Genomic DNA, 15,572 nt, shown 5'->3' on the forward strand with positions numbered 1-15,572 from the left:
AAGCCCGAAGAGCGCATGAAGGACCTCGCCGAAGCCGAACGCATCCTCGTCGACGATGTCGGCCAGATCCCGCTTCTCTACTACAGCTTCCACGATATCGTTTCCTCGAAGCTGCATGGCTTCGACGACAATGTGATGGACATCCATCCGTCCCGCTTCGTCTCCAAGGACTGACAATCATCCTTGACTGGACCGCCGCGCCTCATCTGGGCGCGGCGGGCTGGTCGGTCATCGCATCGCTCCGAAAGTCGTGGTCGATTTTTGGCAAGCCCGGTGCGAAGATTGGAGGCGCCGGAGCGTGGCAATGCGTCCGCATTGACGTAATGTCGCTCTGGCCGAAGCGGGGCGCCGATGCTGCGATATATCTTCCGGCGGCTTCTGACCGCCATACCGACGCTATTCGTCATCGTGACCATGGCGTTCTTCCTGATACGCGTCGCACCAGGCGGCCCCTTCAATCAGGAGCGGGGCTTGAGCCCCGAGATCAGGGCCAATCTGGAAGCTCAGTTCGGCCTCGACGATCCGCTCTGGCTGCAATATGCCCACTATCTCGGCAATCTTTTGCGCGGCAATTTCGGGCCGAGCTACAATTTGCCTGACTTCACCGTCACCGAACTCTTCGCCAAGGGCTTGCCGATTTCAGTCCAGCTCGGCGCCTCCGCGCTGATCCTGGCGCTGCTGCTGGGTTCGGTGCTCGGCACCATTGCCGCGCTCAACCAGAACAAGCTTGGCGACTATACGGTGATCGCGCTGGCGACCGCCGGCAGCACCATCCCTACCTTCGTCATCGCTCCGGTGATTCAGCTGGTGTTCGGATTGACCTGGAAGCTGTTGCCGATCGGCGGCTGGGGCGATGGCGCCTTCATCAATAAGGTCGGGCCGGTGCTGACGCTGGCTTTGCCGCAGATCGCCATCGTCGCCCGCCTGATGCGCGGTTCGATGATTGAGAGCTTGCGTTCGCATCATATCCGAACGGCGCGTGCGCTCGGCCTCTCCGACTGGTCGGTGGTGGTCAAGCACGCGCTGCGCGGCGCCATCCTGCCGATCGTTTCCTTCACCGGTCCGGCGGCCGCGGCGCTGCTCACCGGTTCGGTCATCGTCGAGACCATTTTCTCCATTCCCGGGGTCGGCCGCTATTTCGTCGATGCCGCGCTCAACCGCGACTACACGCTGGTGATGGGGACCGTGGTGGTGATCGCGCTCTTCACCATCGTCTTCAACCTGATCGTCGACGTCATGTATGCGGTCGTCGATCCGAGGGTGCGCTATGACTGATATCGCGGCCACCGCCGCTCCGCCGGCCATCGTCGGCCGCTCGCTCTGGGGCGATGCCTGGGCGCGGCTCAAGGCCAACCGCGCCGCCATGTTCAGCCTCTATTATCTGGCCTTCATTGGCGTCATCAGCGTCTTCGGGCCCTGGTTGGTGCCGCATCAATACACCACCATCTACGCCGACTACGTGCGCACGCCGCCAAGCTTTTCTGCCTATCCGAAGGCAGACATGATCGAGACTGCGCTCAAGGATGCCATCAAGCGCATGCGCGTCGACATCAAGGAGTGGAAGCAGGAGGGCGATCGCGTCACCGTAACCGTCACCTCAACCAAGCCGGTCGACGAGCGCAACATCCGCTATCTCGACCGCTCCGATGCCTTCGACGATACCAAGATAGAGAGCAAGTCGCCCGACGGGCTCGAACTGACGATGACCACCTCGGTCAAGCAGCAATATTTCCTGTTCGGCACCGACAACACCGGCCGCGATCTGTTGTCCCGCACGCTGATGGCGGGGCGCATTTCGCTGGCCATCGGCCTGCTTGCCGGCGTTGTCGCTGTGGTCATCGGCGTCCTCTACGGGGCGGCGGCCGGCTTTTCCGGCGGCAAGATCGACGAGGTGATGATGCGCATCGTCGACGTGCTCTATTCGCTGCCCTTCATCTTTTTCGTCATCATGCTGGTGGTGTTCTTCGGCCGCAACTTCGTGCTGATGTTCCTGGCGGTGGGTGCGGTGCTATGGCTCGACATGGCGCGCATCGTGCGCGGCCAGGCGCTGTCGATCCGGCGCCAGGAATATGTCCAGGCAGCCGAGGCCATGGGCGTCGGCCAGCGCGGCATCCTGATCCGCCATGTCATCCCCAATTTGCTCGGACCGGTGGTGATCTACATGACGCTGCTGGTGCCGCAGGTCATCATCCTGGAAAGCTTCCTGTCCTTCCTCGGCCTTGGCGTGCAGGAGCCGATGACCAGCTGGGGCGTGCTGATATCGGTTGGCGCCAAGAACATCGGCACCGCCAACTGGCTGCTCCTGTTCCCCGCCTTCTTCCTCGTCTCGACGCTGTTCGCGCTGAATTTCGTCGGCGACGGCCTGCGCGACGCGCTCGACCCGAGAGATCGATAAAGATGGGAACCGTTGATATGGGAACTCCCGAAACGATCCTCAGCGTCAAGGACCTTCGTGTTCGCTTCCGCACGCTCGACGGCGCGGTCGAGGCCGTCAAGGGCATCAACATCCACGTCAAGGCAGGCGAAACCGTTGCCGTGGTCGGCGAATCCGGTTCCGGCAAGAGCCAGACGATGATGGCGGCGATGAGCCTGCTGGCTTCCAACGGCGAGGCGACAGGTCACGTCGATTATCGCGGCCGCAACCTTTTGACGCTGAGCAAGTCCGACCTCAACAAGGTGCGCGGCGCCAAGATCAGCATGATCTTCCAGGAGCCGATGACCTCGCTCGATCCGCTCTATTCAATCGGCAACCAGCTGATGGAGCCGATCCGCAAGCATCGCGGGCTGAATGCGGCCGAGGCGCGGGAAGAGGCGCTCAAGCTACTGCGGCTGGTGCATATTCCAGATCCCGAGCGACGGATGAAATCCTATCCGCACGAAATGTCGGGCGGCCAGCGCCAGCGTGTCATGATCGCCATGGCTTTGGCCAACGATCCCGACATCCTGATCGCCGACGAGCCGACGACCGCGCTCGACGTCACGATCCAGGCGCAGATCCTGGTGCTGCTCGCCGAACTGCAGCGCAAGCTCGGCATGGCCATCGTCTTCATTACCCACGATCTCGGCATCGTCCGGCGCTTTGCCGACCGCGTCTACGTCATGCGCCAGGGCGAAGTGGTCGAGGAGGGCGACGCCGAAGCGCTCTTCGCCAGCCCGCAGCATGCCTACACCAAGATGCTGCTTGCCGCCGAGCCGACCGGCACCAAGGCGCCGCCGCCGGCCAACTCGCCGGTGCTGCTCGAGGGCAGGAATGTCGAGGTGACCTTCAAGATCGGCGGCGGCTTCCTCGCCGGCGAACCGCTGCTGCTACGCGCCGTCGACCGCATCTCGATCCGGCTGCAGCGCAACCAGACGATCGGCATCGTCGGCGAATCCGGCTCGGGCAAGTCGACGCTCGGCCGCGCTTTGCTCAGGCTGCTGCCCAGCGACGGCCTGATCCGCTTCGGCGACCGCGACATTTCCGGTGCCGACCGCCAGGCGATGCGGCCGCTCAGGCGCGAAATGCAACTCGTCTTCCAGGATCCGTTCGGCTCGCTGTCACCGCGCATGACCGTCGGCCAGGTCATCACCGAAGGGCTCCTGGTGCATGAGCCGAACCTTTCGGGCAAGCAGCGTGACCAGCGCGCTGTCGAGGCCTTGCTTGAAGTCGGGCTCGATCCCAATTCGCGCAACCGCTATCCGCATGAATTCTCCGGCGGCCAGCGCCAGCGCATCGCCATCGCGCGAGCCATGATCTTGAAGCCGAAACTGGTGGTGCTGGACGAGCCGACCTCGGCGCTCGACCGTTCCGTGCAGAAGCAGATCGTCGAACTGCTGCGCAAGCTGCAGGCCGATCACGGATTATCCTATCTGTTCATCAGCCACGATCTCGCCGTCGTGCGCGCCATGGCCGACTACATAATCGTCATGAAACAGGGCAAGATCGTCGAGGAAGGGCCGACCGAAGAGATCTTCAGCAATCCGCAGGCCGCCTACACGCAGACGCTGATGAACGCGGCGATCGATGTCACGCGGTTTCGGTTGAGCGCCTGAGGCGACAGTCGTCCGACGGCATGCGCGTCATTGCGAAGATGGACACTGGCGCTTCCTTGCCGCGACGATGGCTAGTTGTTGCTGCTGAAGCCGTTCGATCCGGGCCGTCTCGCGGTTGGCGACCGCGGTCTTGACGGTCGAGCCGCCAAGCAGCCAGCGCGGGACGCTGGTGTTGGCAACCTTGCCGCGGGTGATGGCGGTCTGCGAGATGTCGCTGGCGGTGTCGCCGAGCGCGCTGTTGAGCTCGGTGCACGTCATCTTGTCGTATTTCGCCGGGTCGAGCGATCTTCCCGTCGACGAACAGCCTGCTGCAAGAAGGAGCATAGCGGCCAGGCTGAATGGCAAGGCGGCCGTCGACGTCAGCTTCATGTCTTGTCCGGTCTCGCCATTCCTGACTCCCTCATACCCGTGCAACTAGGGCAGGGCGCCATTAGGTCAAAGTGAGGGCTTGCTGTCGAGCATCATCGCGACTGGCCACGATCCGGCCCGCATTTGGAGCTGCTCGATTGATGTGGAGGGCGGCGGGAGAAACCGACCCGGCTTGAAAATACTATGGTATCTATGATGCGTTGGCTCCCAAGTGTTCAGAACTTCGGTAGACCCTTCGGCTGGGAAAGCCGCCTTTGCGCTGCGATCCGAAACGCGGCATTCATCGCTCCATAGCCTTTATAGCCGCCGCGTCGCTCCACGATCTCGAAGAAGAAGCCTTCACCATACGTGCGGCTGTAGATCTGGAGATATTCCCCCGTGCCATCCCGATCGTAGAGAATGCGGTTTTCGCGCAACCGGTCAACGAAGTCCGGATCCAGGCCGAAACGCGGCTCGAGGTCGTCATAGTAATTCCGCGAGATGGGCAGAGCCAGAAAGCCGAGTGCAGCAAGCGCGCGGGCTGTCTCGAAAATGTCGCCGGAGGCAAAGGCGAGATGCTGGATGCTCGAGCCAAAACCTTCGGCCAGGAAGTTGCCCGCGAAGGTCTTGCGATTTTCCACACCGTTCAACGTCAGACGGAATCCACCATCACTGCCCTCTACGGCCTGGCTTCGGACAAGACCGCCGGGATCGACGATGTCGACCATTGGCGTTCGCCGGGTATCGAAGATCGATGTGTAGAACAGCAGCCATGTCAGCATTTCGTCATAGCGGGTCGTCTGGGCGATGTGGTCGATATGGATCAGGCCGGCCCCTTTTGGGGTCGATTCCTCGACCGCATCGAATTCGCTTTCCCAGATATTGGCGAGTGCGCTGGAACCGTCGAGGAAATAAATCACGCCGTTTCCGACACCCTGGATCGCCGGCACCGCCACCTCGCCCGGGAGGCGCGGCTCTGCGAAAATATCTGCTCCCAGCGCGGATGCGCGCTCCACCGTGGCATTGGCGTCTGCGACCTTCATCCCGTAGGCATAGGCATTGGCGCCGTTTACGGAATAGGAAGAGTTGGCAAAGCCCCGGTTGTCGGTATTGATGACGAGGCGAATATCGCCTTGCCTGTAGAGGTCCACCTTGCGGTTCCTGTGCCGGCCGGTTCTGGCGAAGCCGAGAGTGGCGAGAAGTGCTTCCAAATCCCGCTGCTCGCTTTCCCTGCTGGTGAATTCGACGAATTCGATGCCTTGCGCCGCAACCCGCTCAGGCATTGACGGAACAGCAAGGCGAATATCCTCTTCCTGTCGACGGACCTGATCCATCAGAAAAAGCAGCGACCGATGCCCGTCACCGGCGATCGAGCGCGGCGAGCCGCCACGAAACTGGTCATTGAAGATTTCCAAAGACAGAACGCCATCGTAGCCGGTCGCCGCGACAGCGCGCATGAAATCCACCACCGGCAAATCGCCCTCGCCGGGCATGTTGCGGAAATGACGGCTCCAGTAGAGCAGATCCATATCAATCAACGGTGCATCCGCAAGCTGAACAAGGAAGATCTTATCGCCGGGAATGGAGCGAATGCTGTTGACGTCGATCTTGCGGGCAAGAGTATGGAAGGAATCGAGGATGATGCCGACATTGGGATGATCCGCCCTGCGGACGATCTCCCAGGCATCGCGATGGTCGCTGATATGCCGGCCCCAGGCGAGTGCCTCGTAGCCGACACGCAATCCCCGCTGCGCCGCGCGCTCTCCCAATTCGCGGAAATCGGCTGCGGCGCGGTCGATACCGCCAAGCGCGATCGGCGAAACATTGGAGCAGACCAGCATCAGGTCGGCGCCAAGTTCCGTCATGAGATCGAATTTCCGTTCGGCGCGATCGAAGACACGCGATCGATGCGGCTCCGGCATGCCCTCGAAGTCCCGAAAGGGCTGGAACAGGGTGATGTCCAGTCCGTTATCGCGAACCATCTGCCCCACGTCTTTCGGTGGGGCATCGTAAGCCAGGAAATCGTTCTCGAAAATCTCGACTCCCGAGAATCCGGCTTGGGCGATAGCCGCTAGTTTTTCGGGGAGGTCGCCGCTGATCGACACCGTCGCGATGGAAGTCTTCATGGCCGATCCTCCCGGAATCATGCTCAAGTTCGCCGACTTGTCTTCCTCACGGTTCTTCTGTACCAACTGGTTAAGATTGTCAATCATTTTGTACTAACAGGTTAAAACATATCTTCTGTCCAGCATACGATCCGGGTATGGTCACCTTTTAGAGGAAGAAATGGAGAGCCGGGTGAATAAGCCGCAGGGCAAACGGGATCCTGAAGGAGTGCGCGAAGACATCCTTCGCGTTGCCATGCAGGAGTTTTCCGAAAACGGCCTGTCTGGCGCGAGAATCGATGAAATCGCTGCCAAGACCAGAACATCCAAACGGATGATCTATTATTATTTCGGCGACAAGGAAGGGCTCTACACGCGCGTGCTGGAAGAAGCCTATCGCCATGTTCGCGGCGATGAGGCCGATCTCGAGCTGGATACGCTCGATCCGATCGAGGCGCTGGACCGTTTGGCTCGGTTCACCTTTCATCACCACCGGCAGAACCCGGCCTTCATTCGCATGGTGATGATCGAAAATATTCACCACGGGCAATATATCGAGCGCTCGCAGAGCATCCGTGAGCTCAACCGGCCGGCCATTGAGAAATTGCAGTCACTGCTCGCCCGCGGGCAGAGGGACGGTGTATTCAGGCCTGACATCGACGCGCTCGAACTGCATTGGCAAATCAGCGCATTGTCGTTCTTCAATGTTTCGAACCGGGCAACCTTCTCGCATATTTTCGGTCAGTCTCTCTGGGCCGACGAGGCGCACGACACATTGTCGCGCCACGTTGCCGCGATGGTTCTGCGCTATGTCTCAAAACTCGAGGCGTTGGCCAGACGAGGTGATGGCTAAGCCTCGTCTGTCGCCTGCACCGGTCGGACGCGTGCGTCGAAAAGCTCGGCAAAATGGATTTGCATGCGTTCTGCGTCGGGTTCGAGGCCGGTGAAAAGCCGGAACGCGCCGACGGCCTGAAAGACGGTCATGCCACCGCCCGAAAGAATGCGGCAGCCGCGACGGGCCGCCGCCGCCAGCAGATTCGTAACCAGCGGCATGTAGACGATGTCCGCCACCCAATGGCGGCTTTCCAAAAGCGTTTCGTCGATGGGAATGCCGGGATGGCTCTTCATGCCCGTTGGTGTGGCATGAATCAGCCCGTCCGAGGCTGCCATGGATCCGGCGAGATCCACCGTCGGTGCAGCTCGGTCTCCATCAAAGCGTCCATTCAGGGCGTCGGCAAGCTGCACCGCACGGGTGGGATCACGATCGAAGATATCGAGACTGGCGATGCCGAGCTTGAGCGCGGCATGGGCGACAGCGACGCCGGCGCCGCCCGCTCCGAGAAGCAGTGCATGATCACGCCGCGCATCCGGGAGACCGCGCCTAAAGCTCTCGTAAAAGCCGTACCAGTCCGTATTGTGTCCGGAACGCCTGCCGTTGCGGAATACCACCGTATTGACCGCCCCCAGCATACGGGCGTCCTCCGACAGTTCGTCGAGAAGCGGCAGCACGGCCTGTTTGAAAGGGTGGGTAATGTTGGTGCCGGAGAAGCCACGGTCCTCGAGTTCACGCAGCAGGTCCGGCAGGGCGCTCTCGGGAAGATCGCGCTCATGAATGTCCACCCGCTCATAGCGATAATCGAGCCCATGACAGGCGCCTTCGCGCTCATGCAGTGCCGGCGTCTTGGAAAGTTTGAGGTCGGAGCCGATCAGTCCGACAAGCACAGTGCGTTTGTCCGCCATTTGATTTCCAGAAGGAGATAGGCCGGCCTTCGGGCCGTGCCCTGAAAAATGCCGGAATCCGGTTGCGATCGGTCAATGGTGAGCGAGAATTTCGCCGAGAAAGGCCTTGGTTCGATCGTGCCGGGGGGTGCTGAAGAATTCGTCAGGCTGCGCTTCCTCGATCACCTCTCCGGAGGCCATGAAGATGACGCGATCGGCCACCTGCCTGGCAAACCCCATCTCATGGGTCACGCAGATCATCGTCATGCCGTCGCGTGCCAGGCCGATCATCGTATCGAGCACTTCCTTGACCATTTCGGGGTCGAGTGCGGATGTGGGCTCGTCGAACAGCATGACCTTCGGTTCCATGCAAAGCGCCCGGGCGATGGCCGCCCGCTGCTGCTGCCCGCCTGACAATTGCGCCGGATATTTGTCCGCCTGATCGCCGATGCGCACCTTGCCGAGATACTTGGTCGCGATGTCCCGGGCATCCGCCTTCGACATGGCTCTCACCCGCATCGGGGCGAGCATGCAGTTTTCAATGATTGTCATGTGCGGGAACAGGTTGAAGCTCTGAAACACCATGCCGACTTCGCGCCTGACGGCATCAACGGTCTTGCCGCTGTCGTCCAGAGTGAGTCCCTCCACGACGATCCTGCCCCTTTGGATGTCCTCCAGGCGGTTTATGCAGCGGATCAAGGTGGACTTGCCGGAACCCGACGGCCCGCAAAGGACGATCTTCTCCCCCTTGTGGACCGAGAGGTTGATATTCTTCAAAGCATGGAAGGTGCCATACCATTTCTCGACGCCCTCGAGTGCGATCAGGGCCTGTTCTGAGCCGGGTTCAATATGCGGCATGGCGACGTCCTCCTCGGATTGTCGATCATTTCACGGTGTAGGGGACATCCGGCATGGAGTCCGGGAACTTCGGAACCTCGCGCTTCATCCACTTGGCGTAGATCTTGGCATGTTCGCCATCGGCCGTGATCTTGTCGAGAAAGGCGTTGACGGCCTCGTTCCAGTCTTTTTCGCCGAGGCGCGTGCCAGCACCGTTGTAGAGTGTCTTGAGGTCGAACTTGCTGCCATAGGTTCCGGCGCTGGCCGCATCCAGGCGATCGCCGTAGAACTGGTTGCCGCCAACGACCTGAACCTGGCCTGCAAGCAGCGCCTGGATCGTTGCCGCGTCATCGTCGAAACGCAGAACGGTCGCAGTGTCGCCGACGCCGGCGGTAATTGCAGTGTCCATGGCGCTCGACTTCGGCACGCCGATCGTCAGGCCGGCGAGATCCTTGTAGTCGGCGACCTTCATCGTCTTCGCCGCATAGATGGAAAGCACATTGCCCGCATAGGGCTTGCTGTACTGGATCGACTTTGCCCGTTCGGCAGTCATGCCCATGGTGGCGAACAGGACGTCGACCTTGCCGGTCACCAGAGAGGGAATGCGATTGGCGACCGCAAGCGGGATGAACTCGACCTCCACGCCAAGTTCCTTGGCAAAGGCGCGACCGATGTCGGCATCCAGGCCGTCCTGAACGCCGCTCGAATTGACGAAGCCCCAGGGAGCATTGTCGCCCTGGATGCCGATGACGACCTTGCCGTTCGCCTTGGCTTCCTCGACGGTTCCGGCATTTGCCGGAAATGCAGCTACCAGTGGAAGCAGCATGGCTCCCGCCGCGGCAATAAGGACGCTTCCGCGACGCAAGGCATGTCTCAATTTGTCGATCATTTTCTTCTCCTCTTCAACAAAGCTCGGCGAATTCCTCATCGTGCCGACTTGGCAAGCCGGCGTTCCATGCTTGCGCCCCACAAAGAGAGCGGCCAGCACAGCGCGAAATAGATGGCTCCAATGATCGCGAAGACCATTAGCGGCCGGAAAGTCTGGTTGGAAACGATCTGGCCGGCGCGGGAGAGCTCGACGAAACCGACGATCGCGGCGAGCGACGTTCCCTTGACGAGCTGCACCAGAAAACCGATCGTGGCAGGCAAGGATATCTTGAGCGCCTGCGGCAGGATTACATCCTTCATGCGCGAGACATAGTGCAGTCCGAGCGCCTTTCCGGCTTCCGTCTGGCCCTTGGGGACCGACTGAATGCCGCCACGCCAGATTTCACCCAGGAATGCGCTTGCATGCAGGGTAAAGGCGATGGCGACGGCAATCCACGCGTCCACATTGACGCCGAGAAGTCCGATACCGTAGTAGACGACGAAGAGCTGCATAAGCAGCGGCGTTCCCTGGAAGACCGCGATATAGGCGGCTCCAGCCCGCCACAGCACGGCATGGGTCGAGACGCGCGACAGGGCGACCCCCAGGCCGAATAGACCCCCGCCGGCAAAGCCGATCGCGGCCAGAGCTATCGTCCATTTCAGTCCCTGAAGCAGGAAAAGCAACTCGTTTACGCCGATACTTGCCATGACCCGCCCTTTCTCATCGAACCGGATAGCTGAAGAGCAGCTTGGATATCGCGGAAAACAGCGCCATCATCAGCCCGGAAATTGCGAGATAGATCAGTGTGATGCTGAAATAGACCTCGAAGGAGCGGAAGGTGTCGGACTCGATCCGCTGGGCAACCGAAGTCAGTTCGTACGCCGCAATCGACGTGCATACCGATGTCGTCAGCGTGAGCATGATGAACTGGCTGGTCAGTGAAGGATAGATCGCCCTGAAGGCCGGCTTCAGCACGATATGGCGGAACACCTGCGCCTTATGCAGCCCGAGCGCCAAGCCGGCTTCGATCTGTCCTTTGCCGATACTCTCGACCCCGCCGCGAATGATCTCGATCGCATAGGCGCCGCCATTGACGGCAAGTGCGATGATCGCTGTCGCCGTCGGGTTCAGCCGGATCCCGAACTGCGGCAGGGCGAAGAAGATGAAGAAGATCTGCACCAGGAAAGGCGTGTTGCGGATGACCTCGACGAACGCGATGGTCGGGATACGAAGGAGGGAGGATTTGGATGTACGTGTGAGAACGCCGAGGACGCCGATCAGCGTCGCAAGCGACATCCCCGCGACGGCAAGACCGATAGTCGACAACGCAGCCAGCAACAATTCAGGCAGCCGCTCATAGACGACACCGAAGTCGAGCACATAGCCCATCAATTCCTCCCGGACGCCTCCTCAAGCGGCAAAGTATCCCGACCGCTCTATGGCGAGCCGTTCTCTCATTGCACATCTTTGTACCATCTGGTTAATAGCCGTCAAGCCATTTTGTACCAATCAGTTAAATCATTTTGCCGCAGGCTTCGAGCTCGGTCTGAGGAATCCTCAGTCCACAGTTGCATTCCCGTGACCTTTGGAGATGGCACGAAGTTCAAAAGGGCCCATGTCGCAAAGCGGCGCGAGCGCTCGGAAGCTGAACGTTTTCAGCAGAGACGACATGATCTCGAGCGCGAATGCCATCGGCAGCGTCGCCTGCAGCGGACCATGAACGACAAGTCCCGCATAGCCTTCTTCGTTTACGCTGTAGTCGCGATCGTAGTGGATCCGATGGCCGTTGAACGTGAGGGCCGAATACCGGAACAGAAACGGTGAAGACGTCCCAATTTACCAAATATGCGTCCGCCAGCCACACAGAGCGGCCCTGGACGCTTTCCATTTTTTTCTGTGGGGAGATCTATGGGGCAGGTAGTCTTCGGGTTACCTAACCCTTTGATTTTCTGGTCGGAGTGGCAGGATTTGAACCTGCGACCCCCTCGTCCCGAACGAGGTGCGCTACCAGGCTGCGCTACACTCCGTGACCAGACCGCGGGCTTATAGCCGCCGTACTTCGTTCCTGCAAGCGGCAATGGCAGCGCTTCTGTCGCATTTCGTCCGCTTTCGTCCGGCATGGCCGGAAAGCCCGGATTTTCCCCCGGGGATAAACACGGTCTAAAGGCTTGCGTGCTAAGCCGCTGCCTCGATAGATCGGATTTTCTGCCGCCTGGAGTTCTGCTGTCTTGCCCCCAAAAATCGTTGGCGATGCCCGGCCCAACAGTTTCGAATTCGAAACCGACGCGCTGATCAAGGCGTCCGGCTTTCGCGAATACGACGCGCGCTGGTGGTTCGGCCATCCGGGCTCGACGGTGCAGCCGGAGCTAAATTTGATCGGCGTCCAGGCGCTCGGCATGGGGCTGGGCACGCTGATCCGTCGTCTCGGCGCCGGGCCTGACATCGTCACCGGGCATGATTTCCGCTCCTATTCGCTCAGCATCAAGCTGGCACTGGTCTCCGGCCTGACGGCCGCCGGCGCCAGGGTGAAGGATATCGGGCTGGCGCTGTCGCCGATGGCCTATTTCGCCCAATTCGCGCTGGATACGCCCTCCGTCGCCATGGTCACCGCCTCGCACAATGAAAACGGCTGGACCGGCGTCAAGATGGGTGCGGCGCGGCCGCTGACCTTTGGCCCCGAGGAGATGGGTGCGCTGAAGACAATCGTGCTGGCAGGCGATTTCGACCTTGCCGGCGGCGGCTCCTACGAATTCGTCTCCAGTTTTCGCGCGACCTATCTCGACGACCTGGTCGGAGACAAGCGCATAGCGCGCAAGCTGAAGGTGGTCTGCGCCTGCGGCAACGGCACCGCCGGCGCCTTCGCACCGGAGGCGCTGGCGCGCATCGGCTGCGAGGTCATCCCGCTCGACGTCGAGCTCGACCACTCCTTCCCGCGCTACAACCCGAACCCGGAGGACATGCAGATGCTGCATGCCATCAGGGACAAGGTTCTGGAGACAGGGGCCGATGTCGGCCTCGGTTTCGACGGCGATGGCGACCGCTGCGGCGTCGTCGACAATGAAGGCAACGAAATCTTCGCAGACAAGGTCGGCGTGATGCTCGCGCGCGATATTTCGCGGATCCATCCCGGTTCGACCTTCGTCGTCGACGTCAAGTCGACCGGCCTGTTCAACACCGACGGCGTCTTGCACGCCAATGGCGCCACGACCGACTACTGGAAGACCGGCCATTCCTACATCAAGCGCCGCGTCGCCGAACTCGGCGCCGTCGCCGGCTTCGAAAAGTCCGGCCATTTCTTCTTCAACCCGCCGATCGGCCGCGGCTATGACGATGGGCTGATCACCGCTATCGCCATCTGTCAGATGCTCGATCGCAGCCCGGACAGCTCGATGGCTGATCTCTACCGCGCGCTGCCGCTGACCTATGGCACGCCCACCATGTCGCCGCACTGTGCGGACGATGTGAAGTATGGCGTGGTCGAGCGGGTGGTTTCCGACTTTCAGGCAATGCAGCGCGACGGCGCTATCTTCGCCGGCCAGAAAATCGCCGCGCTGATCACCGTCAACGGCGTGCGCGTCGTCGCCGAGGACGGCACCTGGGGTCTGGTGCGCGCCTCCTCCAACAAGCCGGAGCTGGTCGTCGTGGTAGAGAGCCCGGTATCGTCGGAGCGGCGTCGGCAGATGTTCGAGGCCGTCGACGCCGTGCTGCGTCGCAGCCCCGAGGTTGGCGCCTACAACCAGACCTTTTAGGTTCAGGCCCCGCGAATTGTCAGATGGCGGCAGATGCCCGCTCGAGAGCGCTCCAGTCGAATGCGCGCGCCCAGTCGGCAAAACTGTGCCAGCGGACCTCCGGGAATTCCTTGTGCAGGGCGGCGATATCGACGTCGTAACCGATACGGTCGAACCATTCGAACATGAGTGCCGCATCCTCGCTCTGCTCGCGGGCCACGGCGATCGGGATTTCCTGATAGCTGATGGGCCGGCCGATGGCTTGCGTCAGGATCTTCGCCTGTTCCTCGCCGGACAACTCGTCCCCGGCAAAATCAAAGCGCTTGCCGAACACCTGTTCGCGCCGCTCGACCAGAGCGGCAACGAAAGCGCCGATGTCGGCCAAAGTGACCAACTGGAGGACGCGCCTCGGAGGCATCGCAAAGGCATACGTGCCCTGGCTGAGCGCGCCGATCGACCATGGCGCGACGATATTCTCCATGAAGGCGACCGGCGCGCTGATCGTGTAGGGGACGCCGAGCCCGACGATATGCTTCTCAACGAGATACTTGCTTTCGAAATGCGGGATGCCGGTGTGCTTGTCCGCGTCGGCAACCGACGAATAGATCAGATGCCCGACGCCGGCAGCCTTCGCCGCATCGGCGGCGATCATCCCCTGGCGCGTCTCCTCTTCCATGCCGGCCTCATAGCTGTTGCCCATCAGGAACATGGTGTCGACGCCGCTTGCGGCCCTCACGACGGAGGCTGTGTCGGCGAGATCGCCGCCCACGACGTCAGCGCCCGCCAACGCCAGCTGCCTTGCGGCGTCGCTGTCCGGCCTGCGTGTCAGTGCCTTGACGCGATGTCCTTTCGACAGCAGGGCGCGCGCAACCGCGCCGCCTTGCTGGCCGGTGGCGCCGGTCACCAAAATGCTTCGTTTGCTGGTCATTGAGTTCTGCTCCTTCGTTGCGGTGGAGCAAACTTAGGGACTGCCATATTGATGCATAATTGCCTATAATTGAAAAAACTTTGTCCCACATTCGGATACAATGCTCGATCTCAACGATATCGTCGTTTTCGCTCGCGTCGTCGAAGCCGGCAGCTTCACCGCTGCCGCGCGCCTGCTCGCCATGCCCAAGACGACGGTCAGCCGCCGCATTGCCGCGCTCGAGCGCGAGGTCGGCGTCCGTCTTCTGCAGCGCACGACACGCAGCCTCAACCTGACGGACGCCGGGCGCCTCTACTATGAGCAGAGCAGCCAGGCGTTGCGGACGCTCGAGGAAGCAAATCTGCGCCTCGCGGAAGCAAGGGCCGAGCCTTCCGGCACGATCCGCATTTCAGCGCCCGTCGGCTTCGGGGGATATTTCCTCACCAGCGCCGTGGTCGACTTTCTGGCGATGTATCCGAAGGCCAAGGTCGAGCTCCGCTTGACCGACGACAGGCTCAATCTGGTCGAGGACGGGATCGACCTCGCTTTCCGCACTGGCGTCCTGCAGGATTCGACTCTGATCGCCCGCAAGCTCGGCTCGACCCACAGGCTGCTCTGCGCCAGCCCGGACTATCTCGCGCGTCGCGGCGTGCCGGAAGCACCCACGGATCTCGCCGGCCACGACTGTGTCATCGCGGGTGCCTCGGCGGCCGGCGCTCATTGGGTGCTGGAGGGGCCGGACGGTCAGGTGACGGTCGCCGTAGACGGGCGCTTCGCAGCCAACGAGATGCAGGCAGTCGTTGCGGCCACGATTGCGGGCTTCGGTATCGCGCAATTGCCGCACGGCATGGCCGAGGCGCTCATCAGCGAAGGGCGCATGAAGCGTGTTCTCAAGGATTACACGACGCCGGCTGGCGGGCTGCATGTCCTTTATCCGAGCAGCCGCCACCTTTCGCCGCTGGTCAAGGCTTTCATCGAGCTGGCGGCCGAGCGCATTTCCAATCGGCTAAACACAGCTTAAAGGCATG

At 61.2% G+C, this 15,572-nt stretch carries 14 protein-coding genes and 1 tRNA gene; 6 read left to right on the forward strand and 9 right to left on the reverse strand.

Annotation, left to right across the window (positions count from 1 at the left end):
• Positions 1 to 351 precede the first annotated feature (351 nt).
• Genes A6B35_RS12290 through A6B35_RS12300 form a run of 3 tightly spaced genes read left to right on the forward strand, consistent with a single transcriptional unit; the run spans position 352 to position 4,032 of the window.
• Positions 352 to 1,275 carry an ABC transporter permease subunit gene (locus A6B35_RS12290; protein ID WP_006206673.1) on the forward strand — a complete coding sequence of 308 codons (924 nt, stop codon included), beginning with the start codon at positions 352 to 354 and terminating at the stop codon, positions 1,273 to 1,275.
• The gene (locus tag A6B35_RS12295; protein WP_006206672.1) at positions 1,268 to 2,395 is read left to right on the forward strand and encodes an ABC transporter permease; all 1,128 of its coding nucleotides are present in this window, start codon (positions 1,268 to 1,270) and stop codon (positions 2,393 to 2,395) included. Before A6B35_RS12290 ends, A6B35_RS12295 begins: the two co-directional genes overlap by 8 nt.
• Positions 2,396 to 2,412: 17 nt before the next feature.
• A complete protein-coding gene (locus A6B35_RS12300; RefSeq protein ID WP_006206671.1) occupies positions 2,413 to 4,032 on the forward strand; it encodes an ABC transporter ATP-binding protein in 1,620 nt (539 codons plus the stop codon).
• A gap of 27 nt (positions 4,033 to 4,059) precedes the next feature.
• Here the strand turns inward: A6B35_RS12300 and A6B35_RS12305 are convergent, their stop codons facing one another.
• Together A6B35_RS12305 and A6B35_RS12310 are read right to left on the reverse strand one after the other, a co-directional pair.
• Complete coding sequence (locus tag A6B35_RS12305) at positions 4,060 to 4,401, reverse strand: hypothetical protein (RefSeq protein WP_006206670.1); 342 nt, start codon at positions 4,399 to 4,401, stop codon at positions 4,060 to 4,062.
• Positions 4,402 to 4,616: 215 nt separating this feature from the next.
• Positions 4,617 to 6,506 (reverse strand): bifunctional sugar phosphate isomerase/epimerase/4-hydroxyphenylpyruvate dioxygenase family protein, encoded by a 1,890-nt coding sequence (locus A6B35_RS12310; protein WP_006206669.1) that lies wholly within the window; start codon positions 6,504 to 6,506, stop codon positions 4,617 to 4,619.
• 160 nt (positions 6,507 to 6,666) lie between these two features.
• On the opposite strand from A6B35_RS12310, the gene A6B35_RS12315 reads away from it, so the two are divergent.
• On the forward strand, positions 6,667 to 7,338 hold the full coding sequence (locus A6B35_RS12315) for a TetR/AcrR family transcriptional regulator (protein ID WP_065518189.1): 672 nt from the start codon (positions 6,667 to 6,669) through the stop codon (positions 7,336 to 7,338).
• Here A6B35_RS12315 and A6B35_RS12320 read toward each other — a convergent pair.
• The 6 genes from A6B35_RS12320 to A6B35_RS12345 all read right to left on the reverse strand — a co-directional run bounded on the left by A6B35_RS12320 (position 7,335) and on the right by A6B35_RS12345 (position 11,936).
• On the reverse strand, positions 7,335 to 8,225 hold the full coding sequence (locus A6B35_RS12320; protein WP_006204774.1) for a shikimate dehydrogenase: 891 nt from the start codon (positions 8,223 to 8,225) through the stop codon (positions 7,335 to 7,337). The genes A6B35_RS12315 and A6B35_RS12320 overlap by 4 nt on opposite strands.
• Before the next feature lie 72 nt (positions 8,226 to 8,297).
• The gene (locus A6B35_RS12325) at positions 8,298 to 9,062 is read right to left on the reverse strand and encodes an amino acid ABC transporter ATP-binding protein (protein ID WP_006204773.1); all 765 of its coding nucleotides are present in this window, start codon (positions 9,060 to 9,062) and stop codon (positions 8,298 to 8,300) included.
• Between the two features lie 25 nt (positions 9,063 to 9,087).
• A complete protein-coding gene (locus A6B35_RS12330) occupies positions 9,088 to 9,867 on the reverse strand; it encodes a transporter substrate-binding domain-containing protein (RefSeq protein ID WP_425312838.1) in 780 nt (259 codons plus the stop codon).
• 98 nt (positions 9,868 to 9,965) lie between these two features.
• Positions 9,966 to 10,616 carry an amino acid ABC transporter permease gene (locus tag A6B35_RS12335; protein WP_006204771.1) on the reverse strand — a complete coding sequence of 217 codons (651 nt, stop codon included), beginning with the start codon at positions 10,614 to 10,616 and terminating at the stop codon, positions 9,966 to 9,968.
• A gap of 13 nt (positions 10,617 to 10,629) precedes the next feature.
• A complete protein-coding gene (locus A6B35_RS12340; RefSeq protein WP_006204769.1) occupies positions 10,630 to 11,298 on the reverse strand; it encodes an amino acid ABC transporter permease in 669 nt (222 codons plus the stop codon).
• 561 nt (positions 11,299 to 11,859) lie between these two features.
• A tRNA-Pro gene (locus A6B35_RS12345) sits at positions 11,860 to 11,936 on the reverse strand.
• Positions 11,937 to 12,137: 201 nt separating this feature from the next.
• Between A6B35_RS12345 and A6B35_RS12350 the strand changes: the two genes are divergently transcribed.
• A complete protein-coding gene (locus A6B35_RS12350) occupies positions 12,138 to 13,658 on the forward strand; it encodes a phosphomannomutase/phosphoglucomutase (protein WP_006204767.1) in 1,521 nt (506 codons plus the stop codon).
• Positions 13,659 to 13,677: 19 nt separating this feature from the next.
• On the opposite strand, the gene A6B35_RS12355 is transcribed toward A6B35_RS12350, so the two are convergent.
• Positions 13,678 to 14,565: an NmrA/HSCARG family protein gene (locus A6B35_RS12355; RefSeq protein WP_006204766.1), complete on the reverse strand. Its 888-nt coding sequence runs from the start codon at positions 14,563 to 14,565 to the stop codon at positions 13,678 to 13,680.
• Between the two features lie 100 nt (positions 14,566 to 14,665).
• On the opposite strand from A6B35_RS12355, the gene A6B35_RS12360 reads away from it, so the two are divergent.
• Complete coding sequence (locus A6B35_RS12360; protein WP_006204765.1) at positions 14,666 to 15,565, forward strand: LysR family transcriptional regulator; 900 nt, start codon at positions 14,666 to 14,668, stop codon at positions 15,563 to 15,565.
• Positions 15,566 to 15,572: the final 7 nt, after the last annotated feature.

Source organism: Mesorhizobium amorphae CCNWGS0123 (assembly GCF_001686985.1).
Taxonomy (GTDB): Bacteria; Pseudomonadota; Alphaproteobacteria; order Rhizobiales; family Rhizobiaceae; genus Mesorhizobium; species Mesorhizobium amorphae.